Source organism: Paenibacillus amylolyticus (genome assembly GCF_036894225.1).
GTDB lineage: Bacteria > Bacillota > Bacilli > Paenibacillales > Paenibacillaceae > Paenibacillus > Paenibacillus amylolyticus.
Genome location: NZ_CP145892.1, coordinates 3852687 through 3865330, shown reverse-complemented (window position 1 = coordinate 3865330; position 12644 = coordinate 3852687). Strand labels below are relative to the sequence as shown.

Genomic DNA, 12644 nt, shown 5'->3' with positions numbered 1-12644 from the left:
TTGGATTAACCCAAACCCTCATTATTTTTTTGTGTTAAAAGCATTGACAACGGTTACATAGCATGAGAAAATGTACGCGCGTACATAAATATCGATTTTTAACCATTTTATGATTTAATGATGAGCTATATATGTTGAACTAATCATTTGCACGATAACGGAGAGGATAGAAAAAACCTGAAAAAGCGAAGCGTTCGCCTAAAAGCTTTCTGAAAGAAAGCTGCATCGGAAGCATACGCTATCCCCGGATTTTCCCCTTTATAAAAAGGAATCGAAAAATCTGGGGATAACAGCGATTGGAAGGTTGTTCTGTCATCGTAGTTCAGTGTAAATAATCTTTAGTTCAACTTATATAAAAGGGGGTGAAATTCATGGCATCTCGTAAAGAAGTGGCTGATCTTGCGGGTGTTTCCGAGGCGACGGTCTCCCGGGTGCTTAATAGGGTAGGCCCTATTAAAGAAGAGACACGCCGCAAGGTTCTTGAAGCTTCCGAACAGTTAGGCTATGTGCCCAGCGCGCTTGCTCGCAGTTTTGCCAGAAGTAAAAGCGGAAACCTTGGCGTGGTATTACCTTATGTTCCGAAGGCGCATCTGTTCTCGGCGTATTTCTTCTCGGAAATGCTGAGTGGGATTGGAAGCAAAGCCAGAGACAATAGCATGGACCTGTTGGTTATGTTCCGAACACCCGGTGAAGTGATGAATTATACGGATCTGTTCCGGCGTCAGAAAGTGGACGCCTGCATTATCCTTGGTGCCAGAGATGATCATGAAGAACTGGCGGCCATGCAGCAACTTCATCAGGAAGGACACCCATTCTGTGTCATGAATCAGCATTTTGAGGGCCAATCGTTCACGGAAGTGGATGCGGATCATGTGGAAGGAAGCAGACTTGCCATACGTCATCTTACGGATCAGGGGTATCGCAAAATCGCTTTTCTCAATGGTCCAGACAGCTATTCCAACAGCCAGGAGCGAATGGAAGGCGTTCGTCTTGGCCTGCAAGAAGCACGTATGGAGCTGGACCCGAGTCTATTGCTTAAAGGGAATTATAGTAGAAGAAGTGGTATTGAGGCGGCAGCGATTGTAGCAGATCGCCTACATGAGATTGATGCTGTATTTGCGGCCAATGACCGGATGGCCATTGGTGTCATGCATGGTTTGCGTGAGCGGGGAATAGGGCCTGCGGATTTTCCGGCATTTGTGGGTTATGACGACTCCGATGCCGCCGAGATGGCGGTTCCGCCGCTGAGCAGCGTCAGGGTTCCATTTTTTGAGATGGGTGAACTTGCAGTATCGAAGCTTATGCATGGGTCTGTGGGTGATACACATGAAGCGAATAACTCTGTTGTAGCGGTACCCAAATCTGCGAGAGCGTTGTTGCCTACCGAACTGATTATCCGTGCTTCTTCTATCCGTCAATAGTTTATTGGTACACATATTGAAAGACTTTTTATTATTCCAAAGGAGGAAATGATCATGTCAAATCGTCTTCGTGTCGGAATGGTTGGATACAAGTTTATGGGGAAGGCCCACAGTAATGCCTATCGCAGTCTGCCGATGTTTTTCCCGTCTGCTCCGTTGCAACCTGAGATGTCTGTGATCTGTGGACGTAACGAGCAGGGAGTGCACCAGGCAGCGAATCAGTTCGGTTGGTCCGAAAGTGTAACGGATTGGCGTGAACTGGTAAAGCGGGATGATATCGATCTGATTGATATTAACGCACCAAGTGATGCCCATAAGGAAATTGCGTTGGAAGCAGCTCGTCAGGGCAAACATCTGTTTTGTGAGAAGCCTCTGGCCCTGTCGCTTGCGGATTCGCGTGAGATGCTTCAGGCAGCTGAGGATGCTGGAGTCGCACATATGGTCGGGTTCAACTACCGTTTCTCACCAGCGGTGCAATTAGCGAAGGATCTGGTGGAGAGCGGACGACTGGGTAAAATCTATCATTTCCGTGCTTTTTTCTTGCAGGACTGGATCATGGATCCTTCGTTCCCGCTGGTATGGCGTTTGCAAAAAGAAGTGGCTGGCTCCGGTTCCCACGGGGATCTGGGTGCACACTTAATCGACCTGGCTCGTTTCCTCGTTGGTGAATTCCAGGAAGTCATCGGCATGAGCGAAACCTTCATCAAAGAACGACCGCTTGCAGCTGAGATGACCGGTCTGAGTGCAAAGGGCAGTTCGAATGCGGATGCACCGAAAGGAGAAGTGACCGTCGACGACGCTACGTTGTTCCTGGCACGATTCGCAGGAGGGGCGCTGGGCAGCTTCGAGGCTACACGTTTTGCAGCGGGGCATCGCAGTACGAACTCGTTTGAGATTAACGGCAGTCTCGGCAGTGTACGATTTGATTTTGAGCGGATGAACGAACTGGAAGTGTATTTCACAAAGGATGAAGAGGACGTACAGGGATTCCGCCGTGTACTGGCGACCGATCCGGCACATAAATATGCTGAAGCCTGGTGGCCTGCTGGACATACGATTGGATTCGAGCACACGTTCACCCATGAAATGCTGGAGCTGGTGACAGCGATCTCTGAAGGACGCCAACCATCACCGAGTTTCCACGATGGGGTCGCGTGTCAGGCTGTACTGGAAGCAGTAGAACGTTCGGTAACAGAACGGCGCTGGGTGACGCTTGAAGAGATGTGAGCAAGCAAGACAGTGACGTCAGAAATAAGGTTGAACACATAAAACTAGGCGAAAGCGAGTGAATAAACGATGAGTAAAGCACTGATTGTATGGGGCGGCTGGGATGGACATGAACCGGAGCAGGTAGCAGCGATATTTGAGCGTATTTTGAAGGAAGAGCAGTTTGAGGTTGAAGTCTCGAATACGTTGGAGTCTTATGCGGATGCAGAGAAGCTGCTAGGTCTGGATCTGATCGTGCCGTTGTGGACAATGGGACAGATTGAGCAAGAACTCGTCAATAACGTATCAGCGGCTGTTCAGAGCGGTGTGGGCTTGGCTGGTCTTCATGGCGGGATGTGTGATGCCTTCCGAAATAACGTAGACTGGCAGTTTATGACGGGTGGACAATGGGTTGCCCATCCAGGTAACGATGGTGTGGAGTATATGGTGAACATGAAGCGTGGCTCTAGCCCGTTATTGGATCATATTGAAGATTTTCAGGTGAAAAGTGAACAGTACTACCTGCACGTAGACCCGGCAGTGGAAGTGCTGGCAACAACTCGTTTCCCAGTGGTAACTGGTCCGCATGCAGCGAATGGGCCCGTAGATATGCCTGTTGTCTGGACGAAACGCTGGGGCGCAGGACGGGTATTCTACAACTCCCTGGGACATCATGCAGACATTGTAGACATGAAACCCGTGACTGAAATGATGCGCAGTGGGTTCAAATGGACAGCAGCAGGCAAAGAACTTGCCAAGAGTCGAGTAAGTTCAGCAACCGAAGTGTACACAGGTATGGCGGACAACCAGAACTAATGAGATTGTAGCTGGATTGCAAACGTAACTTCAGTGTTAACCATTCATCCTCAATGGATAAAAACCATTTCTGATCCACGGCGAAGGGAGCCCCAGGTATGAAAACAATGAAAGTAGGCATTATTGGCTGCGGTAAAATCAGCGGTATTTATATGGAAAACTGTAACCGGTTCGAGGTGCTGGAACTTGTTGCTGTTGCGGATCTCGACCGGAAACGTGCCGAGGAGCAGGCAGCAGCCTATAACGTGCCTAACGTATACAGCGTCGACGAAATCTTGGCTGATCCCGAGATTGAGCTGATCATCAACCTGACGATTCCTTCCGTTCATGCGAATGTATGCTTGCGGGCGCTTGAATCTGGCAAACATGTTTATGTAGAAAAACCGCTCGCGGTTACCCGTGAAGAAGGGCAGGCCGTGCTCGAAACAGCGAAGCGTAAAGGATTGCTTGTGGGTTGTGCACCAGAAACGTTCTTTGGTTCAGGCATCCAGACTTCACTTCAATTGGTGGAGGAAGGGGTAATCGGCAAGCCGGTGGCGGCGACCGCATTTATGATGAGTCGTGGTCATGAGCACTGGCACCCAGATCCGGAGTTTTATTACGCGTCAGGCGGTGGGCCAATGTTTGACATGGGTCCGTACTACCTCACCGCATTGGTCCAACTAATGGGCCCGATCAAGTCAATTGCAGGCATGACGGGTAAAGCCATGGAAGAACGGACGATTACGAGTGAGAAAAAGAGAGGTCAGACGGTTCCCGTCGAAATTCCAACTCACGTTACCGGTCTGTTACAGTTTGAACAGGGAGCCATTGGCACACTGATTACAAGTTTTGACGTATTTGGCGGAAGTGCATTGCCACCGATTGAGATATATGGCACGCACGGTACATTGCAGGTACCTGACCCCAACACCTTTGGTGGTCCGGTTCGTTATCGCTTGCTGGGTGAACATGAATGGACGGAAGTTCCGCTCCTTCCAGGATATCAGGAAAATACACGCGGCATCGGTGTGGCAGATATGGCCTATGCAGCACATAGTGGACGTGCACACCGTGCGAGTGGGGAACTGGCATACCACGTACTTGAGGCCATGTGGGCATTCCACGATTCATCAGATGAACAGACGTTCTACCAGATGAAAAGCTCGTGTCAGCGCCCGGCTGCATTGCCGGTGGATCTGCCATTGTATACATTGGATAAATAAGATAGCCATTATGACTTATATCATGATAAACAGCCCCTTTTCCTTCGAACAAGGAAAGGGGCTGTTTTTTATTAAATCAAAAAAATCTGGGAATAACAGCGCTCGAAAGGTTGTTCTGTCATTGGAGTGTCCAGTGTAAATAATCTTTAGTCCAACTTATATAGCCATTTATGGCTCAAATCCCGCCTGACTGATCCAGATCTCATCCTCGGCAAAACAGTCTTTCATCCGCTGAACTACAGTCTGATACGCATCTGGATGATACCAATGCTCCATCCCCACTTGCTGATAGAGCAACTCCATACCGAGTCGACGGGTGCGCTTGCCCTCACTGCCATCGCCCATGAAGTAATCGTCAATGCATACACGTTGAACCAGAGGTCTCAATATGGCTGCAAACTGTTCACTGCTGGGTAATACGGGAGCAATCGCAACCTGCGTGGGTATTCCGGCATCCCGCAACTGTTCCAATGCACGTAATCGGCCCGCAATTGGGGGAGCGGAAGGACTGAAATGCTTGCGCATATCGTCCAGATCCGTCTCTACCGTCATGCTGACCCGAACCCGGTCACCTAACTGCTGTAGCAGATCTATATCCCGGGTAACGAGTGGACTGCGGGTCTGGACTAATACGAAATCTGGAGGATGCTGTACCATCGTTTCAAGTAATGAACGCGTGATACACTCCTTGTATTCGGCGGGTTGATACGGGTCGGTACTGGATGACATGAACAGAGTAACTTTCCCTTTGGTCAGGGCACGTTGCAACTCTTTGGCGAATACTCGGGAGGCCTGTTGTTTCACATCAACCCACGTTCCCCAATCCTCTTTGCGAAAGAGAGAGACAGGCATCTGTCTGACATAACAATAAGAACAACCGAAGGCGCATCCTGTGTAAGGATTCAGTGTATGTGTATATCCATTAAGGAACCCTGTCCCCTTGTTGAGTAACGTTTTGGGTACTTTGTAAGTAAGATTTGTCTTCATAAGTTCTCATGCCTTTCGCGGTAGTGTGCAGGTGTGAGACCTGTGTGTTTGCGAAATACAGTAATGAAATAAGCTGAGTTAGGTATACCGACATGGCGGCCAATATCGGTGACGGTAAGTCCGGTATGTTCAAGCAACTTCCGGGCTTCGGTAATTCGTTTATCCTGAATATATTGAACCGGTGTGCGGCCTGTAATCCGCTTGAACACACGATGCAGATGATAAGGACTGCCATGACTTACAGTGGCAAGGACATCCAAGGTTAGAGGTTCGGCGTAATGATGTTCGATGTAATCCGTGATTCCGTATATCCACTCCTGATCAGGTACCCGCTCGCCTGTGGGCTTGCAACGTTTGCAGGGTCTGAACTTTAATGCTAACGCTTCTTCAATATGTTGAAATATCAGCACATTTTCAACTTTGGGTGCTCTGGATTTACAGGAAGGTCGACAGAAAATACCCGTTGTTTGCACGCCGTAATAGAATGTTCCATCATAGGAACTATCGTTGTGGATGATGGCATGCCAGTATTTTTCCTCTATAGATTCGGGCAGTATGCGATCTTGATCTCGACTTTCCACTGTGATCACCTCATCTCTAATTATACCCTTGATTCGAAGGGATTGACGAAGTTCTAACTTAAAAAGCAAGATATCAATATTTGGGGATATGGCCCCTTCCTTCAATCTGAACGAAATATGAGCTACAATATACAAGATGGAGTGGTTTATATCTCAAATGAAATTTATAGATGAAAGAGGTAGGTAGGCATGGTTCGTTTTGGCGTAGTGGGTACCAACTGGATTACAGAAAGGCTTCTTGAAGCCGCAGCACAGGTTGAAGGATTCAAATTAACCGCCGTGTATTCAAGAACTGAAGATAAGGCTAATGCATTCGCAGATAAATATGATGTTGAACACCGATTCACCGATCTGGAAGAGTTGGCGGCAAGTGATGTGATTGATGCAGTCTACATCGCAACACCGAATACGGTTCATGCGGAGCAGGCTGAGCTTTTTCTGAGAAACGGTAAACATGTATTGTGCGAGAAACCTCTGGCTGCAAATAGCGCCGAAGTTCGGAGTATGATCGATACAGCACGAGAACACGAGGTTCTGCTCATGGAAGCGATGAAATCGACCCTTGTTCCCCAGTTCAAAATGGTGCAGAAGAGCCTGCATAAAATCGGTCCTGTCCGCAAATACGTAGCAGGATACTCTCAGTATTCTTCGCGTTACGACAAGTACAAAGAGGGGATTGTCCTGAACGCGTTCAAGCCTGAACTCGCTAATGGGGCGTTAATGGATCTCGGTGTGTATTGTCTCTATCCATTGATTACGTTGTTCGGTGCACCTAACCGGGTTCAATCCCAAGCGATGATGCTGGAATCTGGCGTGGATGGACAAGGTAGTGTGCTGCTGGACTATGATGGGATGGATGCGGTCGTTACATACTCCAAAATCTCCAACTCTCATCTACCAAGCGAAATCATGGGTGAGCTGGGCAGCATCATCATTGACAAGATTGGCTCACCGGAACATGCAGAGATACGTTACAATGACGGTACGGTGGAGCAGCTCACAGTCGAACAAAACCATCCGGCGATGTATTATGAAGTGGAGGAGTTCGTGAATCTGGTTGAGCAGGGCCAAAAAGAGTCTGACATGAACACGTATGAACGCTCTTATGTTACGATGCAGGTCATGGATCAGATTCGAAAGCAGATTGGGCTTGTGTTCCCTAACGATTGATTCAAGCGCAGGAAAGGAAGCTGAGACGAGATGAGCAGAGATGAGCAGAGCAACAGTAAAGAAGTGCAGAAGAACAGTAGAGAAGATCAGCAGTCCAATGATTCTGGAGGTTTGGAACTGTCACAGATCGTTTTCATAGGAAGAACCTTCGAGGAATATATGAAGATGTTCAACTTAATGGTGGACGAGATTAATGGCAAGTCCATTCTGGATTGTCCAGGTGGAGCATGTTCGTTCAGTAGCCAGGCGCGCAAGTTGGGTGCTGATCCCGTGGCCGTGGATATTGCCTACGAACATGAGATCGACGAGCTTGAAGTAAAGGGATTTCAGGACATTGAGCATACGATGAAACAGATGGAACCCGTGCAAGGGATATATGTGTGGGATCAATTTGGATCAATCCAGGGGTTAAAGGAAGAACGAACTCGTGCCATCACAGATTGCATCGCAGATATGAGAATGTTTCCTGACCGTTATGTGGCGTCTGTGCTCCCGGATCTACCCTTTGCAGATGAACAATTCGATCTGACGTTATCCGCCCATTTCCTGTTTACTTATGCGGATCGATTGGATGTTGATTTTCATGTTGCAACCATAATGGAGTTGCTGCGTGTGACCAAACAAGAGGTTCGCATTTTTCCAACAGTGGATCTGTCTGGCGAACGTTACAAACACATGGATGAGTTGAAATTAATACTCGAAGAGCGTGGGTGTACGGTATCCGAAGAACCAACTTCATATGAGTTTCAACGGAATGCTCATACCATGCTTCAAATTGTTAAACATAATCGAACAAGATAGGAGGTTTTTTGGATGAATAAAGTACTTATACTTGGGGGTACACGTTTTTTTGGTAAACGTCTGGTGGATCACTTGCTGTGGGAAGGGAAGTCTCAGATCACAGTCGCAACTCGTGGTAAAACGGATGTCGACTTCGGACCCGAAGTAAACCGAATCAAGATGGATCGTGAAGACCCGGAATCTCTGGCAGAGGTTGCACAGACAGACATGTGGGATGTTGTGTACGATAATATTTGTTATTCTCCAGATGCGGCGAAAGCGGCATGTGAAGCTTTTGCAGGACGCACCAAAAGATACGTTCTGACATCCACACTCTCGGTGTACGGTGATCCCAGACCTGGATTTAAGGAAACGGATTTTGACCCGTATACATATCCATTGCAGTATGGAAGTGCAGAGGATTTTTCGTATGGAGAAGGCAAACGGCTTGCGGAGGCTGTGTTTTTTCAGGAAGCGGATTTCCCGGTTGTGGCGATGCGCATTCCCATTGTACTCGGGATTGATGATTATACGAGAAGACTTCATTTTCATATTAAACATGTGCAAAAAGGAAAACCGATCGGCATGCCAAATCCGGATGCGGAGATTGGATTTATCAATTCCACCGAAGCGGCAAGATTTCTCGCTTGGCTTGGACATTCGTCCATTACAGGTCCGGTGAATGCAGCTTCCAAGGGTGCGATTACGCTGTCAGCCATGATACATCTGATCGAGACGGTCACGGGCATGCAGTCCCAGATCCTCACGGAAACGGTGAAAGAGGACATGTCACCCTTCGGAATTGAGCAATCATGGACGATGGAGACGACCAAAGCTGAACAAGCGGGGTATACGTTCGAACCTCTGATGGACTGGTTCCCGGGACTCGTTCGTGAGGTCGCTCTTGCATTACAGTCGGAGCGGTAGAAATATCGGTCCGGATGGAACCAAAATGAATTCGACGAGCCTTAGTGAAACAGACGAACCAAACGGCTCGAATGACGGATTATTTCAGCGAATGAACATCCAACAGGGTGCAACCAGAGCGTAATCTCCGGTGCACCCTGTTTATGTTGTACATTTTTACGAATTTGAACGGGACCTAATTTAGATAAGTGGGACTAATCTTTTACACGATATTATTTAGTCAACTCACGCGCTTAACTCTATTTTTGCTCACGTGGAGCAGTAGCTGAAGCCCGTATGCGCAGTTCTGACGGTAGAATGAGGGTTTGGGCTTCGGAAGGGGACTTACCCTCAATTCGGTCAATCAGCATCTGTACGCCCTGAAACCCAAAGTCATATGCTGGCTGTGCAGCTACAGTCAGGAAAGGATCAAAAGCAGAAGCCAGATCCAGATCGTCGAAACACACAACAGAAATGTCTTCTGGTACACGTAGTCCCCGTTTGCGCAAAAGCCGAATGACCCCAATCGCCAGCATGTTGTTGGCTGCAAAAATGGCTGTTGGTTGATTTGGTTGAGAGAGTAGTCGATCGAGTCCCTCTACATCACTGAAATCCCGGTACCCGGTTCGAAGCACAAGCTCGGGATTGATATCAGCTCCGGCCTCTCGTAAACCCGCTATATAACCTTCCTCCCGCAGTCTGGCGGTAGAAACCTCCGAAGAACCATTGACCAGTGCAATGCGCCGGTGCCCCAATTGCACCAGATATCGGATCAGAGCAATCGCGCCTTCCCGGCTATCTCCAGCAATGATATCTGACGTAATGCCAGGTACGGTGCGGTCCAGAAAGACAAACGGAATGTGACGTTCCTGCAGCTGTTTCAGATGTTGGAGAGAACGATCTCCCGCTGGGGCAAAGAGTACACCATCCACACGAGTAGACAGAATCGCATCTACATAATCCTTTTCCTTTTTGTAATCCTCGTCACTATTGCCGAATAAAAGACGGTACCCACGAAGATGGGCTGCATCTTCAGCACCACGCGCCAGTGTTGTATAAAAAGGGTTGGTAATATCCGTAATAAGCAGGGAGAGCATCTGGGTTCGTTGAAGCACAAGGCTGCGTGCATTGGAGTTCGGGATGTAACCCAGTTCGTCGATCACCTGTTGCACACGTTCACGTGTCGCGGAACTTATACGGCCTGTATGATTAATGACCTTGGAGACCGTCATGGCGGAGACGTTGGCTTTTTTGGCAATATCGTAAATGGTAATCATTATAATCTAACCTTTCCGCAACATAGTCTTACCATTCTATAGGATAATGTCAATTGACAGCAAGATAGGCTCGTGCTATGTTAGGGTTACCGATAACCCTAAAGGGTTCTGAACGTCTTTACTACATAAACCATTTCGTTGAATTCGCTCATGCTTGTTCCATTTTCCGAATAGAGGAACTACATTCATAGCTAATTAATGAAGTGGTTTATTGTTATTTTTAAAAATATGTAAACGCATTCAACACTCAAGTAGTGCTCTTGATAATCTGTGTATGTAACTCTTGCGTGCCACCCGGGTATCGGTTGTATTTCCGTCATTATCTTATTCCAATCACTGCACATGGATCAGACAGAAGGTTTCTCAATTCAACCCAAATTCTATGAAACGAATTGAAGGAGGACATTCCAGTATGACACATCAGGATTATCGTTATAAACAGGCTTTTCCCAAGATTGGTATTCGTCCCACGATTGATGGAAGACGCAAAGGTGTTCGGGAGTCACTGGAAGAACAAACGATGAGGATGGCGACATCTGTTGCGGAACTGCTTGCAGCTGAACTGCGTTATCCTGACGGCTCCGCGGTGGAGTGTGTTGTGGCCGAGACCTGTATTGGCGGAGTGGCTGAAGCGGCCGCAGCATCAGAACTATTCAGCCGTTCCAACGTTGGCGTAACGATCACCGTGACACCATGCTGGTGTTATGGTACGGAAACGATGGATATGTCACCATCCATTCCTACAGCCATCTGGGGTTTTAACGGGACTGAACGTCCGGGTGCAGTATATCTGGCAGCGGTACTCTCTGCCCATGCACAGAAGGGGATTCCGGCCTTTGGGATCTATGGAGAAGATGTGCAGGACGGCGGAGATACAACAATTCCCGATGGCGTGCGTGAGAAATTGCTCCGGTTCAGCCGTGCAGGTCTTGCAGCCGCGACCTTGAAAGGGCAAGCCTATCTGTCTATTGGATCAGTATCCATGGGGATTGCAGGTTCGATTGTGAACGATTCATTTTTCCAAGAGTATCTGGGCATGCGTAATGAATACGTGGATATGAGTGAACTCACTCGTCGTATCGAAGAAGAAATCTACGACCCCGAGGAGTATAAGCTCGCACTGGCCTGGGTGAAGGAGAATTGTAGCGAGGGTCCGGACAACAACGCTGCCCATCTGCAAACGGATCGCAAACGCAAAGAGTACGAATGGGAAACCGTTGTGAAAATGACCCAAATTGTGCGTGACTTGATGGCGGGCAACCCAAGATTGGCAGAGCTTGGTTTTACAGAGGAATCGATGGGCCACCACGCGATTGTATCCGGCTTCCAGGGACAACGGCAGTGGACAGATCATTCACCTAACGGAGATTTTCTGGAGTCGATATTAAACTCTTCCTTTGACTGGAATGGCAAACGTGCGCCTTATCTGGTTGCAACGGAGAATGACAGCCTGAACGGGGTATCGATGTTATTCGGTTCGCTGCTGACGCATACGGCGCAGATCTTTGCTGATGTGCGTACGTATTGGAGTCCGGATTCAGTACAGCGTGTGACGGGGCACCAGTTGGAAGGAAACGCAAAGGATGGCATTCTGCATCTAATCAACTCTGGTTCGGCAGCCTTGGATGGCACTGGACAACAGTCCAGAGATGGTAAGCCTGTACTCAAGCCATTCTGGGAAATTACAGATGAGGAAGTTCAGGACTGCCTGAAAGCAACATCATGGAGACCGGCATCCGTAGAGTATTTCCGCGGGGGCGGCTATTCAGCGGATTTTCTGACCAAAGGTGGCATGCCTGTAACGATGACACGTCTGAATCTGGTCAAAGGACTGGGACCAGTGTTGCAAATCGCTCAGGGTTACACGGTCGATCTGCCTGAAGATGTGCATGATACGCTGGATCAGCGGACAGATCCAACCTGGCCATCCACCTGGTTTGCACCTGTTCTAACCGGAGCGGGAGCGTTTACTTCCGTATACGAAGTCATGAATCAATGGGGCGCCAACCATGGCTCCATCTCGTATGGACACATCGGTGCTGATCTGATTACGCTTGCTTCCATGCTTCGCATTCCGGTAAATATGCATAATGTACCTGAAACGGAAATTTTCCGTCCGCGTGCATGGGGATTGTTCGGCACAAGTGAGCCGGAGAGTGCAGACTACCGTGCTTGCAGTGTGTTTGGCCCGTTGTATCGTTAAAATAAAGTTCCATTCCTGTCAAACGCCATGTTCCTTGTGAGATGAGGTAACATGGCTTTCTCTTGAAAGCTGTGCTCAGAACTCGAATACGG

Annotated in this window: 11 protein-coding genes; 8 read left to right on the top strand and 3 right to left on the bottom strand. The window is 48.3% G+C overall.

Annotated features, from left to right (window positions below):
• The first annotated feature begins 371 nt into the window (after window positions 1-371).
• From V6668_RS17135 to V6668_RS17120, 4 genes are all read left to right on the top strand, one after another.
• Window positions 372-1421, top strand: a complete 1050-nt coding sequence (locus V6668_RS17135; protein ID WP_338706226.1) for a LacI family DNA-binding transcriptional regulator — start codon at window positions 372-374, stop codon at window positions 1419-1421.
• Between the two features lie 54 nt (window positions 1422-1475).
• Window positions 1476-2648 carry a Gfo/Idh/MocA family protein gene (locus V6668_RS17130; protein WP_076317674.1) on the top strand — a complete coding sequence of 391 codons (1173 nt, stop codon included), beginning with the start codon at window positions 1476-1478 and terminating at the stop codon, window positions 2646-2648.
• Between the two features lie 69 nt (window positions 2649-2717).
• Window positions 2718-3443, top strand: coding sequence for a ThuA domain-containing protein (locus V6668_RS17125; RefSeq protein WP_036613781.1), 726 nt, complete (start codon window positions 2718-2720; stop codon window positions 3441-3443).
• 98 nt (window positions 3444-3541) lie between these two features.
• Complete coding sequence (locus tag V6668_RS17120; RefSeq protein WP_036613782.1) at window positions 3542-4648, top strand: Gfo/Idh/MocA family protein; 1107 nt, start codon at window positions 3542-3544, stop codon at window positions 4646-4648.
• Window positions 4649-4816: 168 nt separating this feature from the next.
• On the opposite strand, the gene V6668_RS17115 is transcribed toward V6668_RS17120, so the two are convergent.
• Both V6668_RS17115 and V6668_RS17110 read right to left on the bottom strand, forming a co-directional pair.
• Window positions 4817-5635 (bottom strand): SPL family radical SAM protein, encoded by an 819-nt coding sequence (locus tag V6668_RS17115; RefSeq protein ID WP_076317675.1) that lies wholly within the window; start codon window positions 5633-5635, stop codon window positions 4817-4819.
• Window positions 5632-6216, bottom strand: coding sequence for a bifunctional transcriptional activator/DNA repair enzyme AdaA (locus V6668_RS17110; protein WP_076317676.1), 585 nt, complete (start codon window positions 6214-6216; stop codon window positions 5632-5634). Before V6668_RS17110 ends, V6668_RS17115 begins: the two co-directional genes overlap by 4 nt.
• 189 nt (window positions 6217-6405) lie before the next feature.
• Between V6668_RS17110 and V6668_RS17105 the strand changes: the two genes are divergently transcribed.
• The 3 genes from V6668_RS17105 to V6668_RS17095 are packed head-to-tail and all read left to right on the top strand — an operon-like array spanning window position 6406 to window position 9093.
• Complete coding sequence (locus V6668_RS17105) at window positions 6406-7386, top strand: Gfo/Idh/MocA family protein (protein ID WP_036613784.1); 981 nt, start codon at window positions 6406-6408, stop codon at window positions 7384-7386.
• A gap of 30 nt (window positions 7387-7416) precedes the next feature.
• Window positions 7417-8187, top strand: coding sequence for an SAM-dependent methyltransferase (locus V6668_RS17100; RefSeq protein ID WP_338706222.1), 771 nt, complete (start codon window positions 7417-7419; stop codon window positions 8185-8187).
• A 12-nt stretch (window positions 8188-8199) separates the two neighbouring features.
• On the top strand, window positions 8200-9093 hold the full coding sequence (locus V6668_RS17095; RefSeq protein WP_338706220.1) for an NAD-dependent epimerase/dehydratase family protein: 894 nt from the start codon (window positions 8200-8202) through the stop codon (window positions 9091-9093).
• A 239-nt stretch (window positions 9094-9332) separates the two neighbouring features.
• Here V6668_RS17095 and V6668_RS17090 read toward each other — a convergent pair whose 3' ends face one another.
• On the bottom strand, window positions 9333-10349 hold the full coding sequence (locus V6668_RS17090; RefSeq protein ID WP_338706219.1) for a LacI family DNA-binding transcriptional regulator: 1017 nt from the start codon (window positions 10347-10349) through the stop codon (window positions 9333-9335).
• A gap of 412 nt (window positions 10350-10761) precedes the next feature.
• Between V6668_RS17090 and V6668_RS17085 the strand changes: the two genes are divergently transcribed.
• Window positions 10762-12552, top strand: coding sequence for an L-fucose isomerase (locus V6668_RS17085; RefSeq protein WP_338706218.1), 1791 nt, complete (start codon window positions 10762-10764; stop codon window positions 12550-12552).
• The last annotated feature ends 92 nt before the right edge of the window (window positions 12553-12644 follow it).

What these genes read in the sequence shown, in the direction of transcription:
- V6668_RS17135 (WP_338706226.1), top strand. Translation starts at nt 372, where the DNA reads ATGGCATCTCGTAAAGAAGTGGCTGATCTTGCGGGTGTTTCCGAGGCG.
- V6668_RS17130 (WP_076317674.1), top strand. Translation starts at nt 1,476, where the DNA reads ATGTCAAATCGTCTTCGTGTCGGAATGGTTGGATACAAGTTTATGGGG.
- V6668_RS17125 (WP_036613781.1), top strand. Translation starts at nt 2,718, where the DNA reads ATGAGTAAAGCACTGATTGTATGGGGCGGCTGGGATGGACATGAACCG.
- V6668_RS17120 (WP_036613782.1), top strand. Translation starts at nt 3,542, where the DNA reads ATGAAAACAATGAAAGTAGGCATTATTGGCTGCGGTAAAATCAGCGGT.
- V6668_RS17115 (WP_076317675.1), bottom strand. Translation starts at nt 5,635, where the DNA reads ATGAAGACAAATCTTACTTACAAAGTACCCAAAACGTTACTCAACAAG.
- V6668_RS17105 (WP_036613784.1), top strand. Translation starts at nt 6,406, where the DNA reads ATGGTTCGTTTTGGCGTAGTGGGTACCAACTGGATTACAGAAAGGCTT.
- V6668_RS17100 (WP_338706222.1), top strand. Translation starts at nt 7,417, where the DNA reads ATGAGCAGAGATGAGCAGAGCAACAGTAAAGAAGTGCAGAAGAACAGT.
- V6668_RS17095 (WP_338706220.1), top strand. Translation starts at nt 8,200, where the DNA reads ATGAATAAAGTACTTATACTTGGGGGTACACGTTTTTTTGGTAAACGT.
- V6668_RS17090 (WP_338706219.1), bottom strand. Translation starts at nt 10,349, where the DNA reads ATGATTACCATTTACGATATTGCCAAAAAAGCCAACGTCTCCGCCATG.
- V6668_RS17085 (WP_338706218.1), top strand. Translation starts at nt 10,762, where the DNA reads ATGACACATCAGGATTATCGTTATAAACAGGCTTTTCCCAAGATTGGT.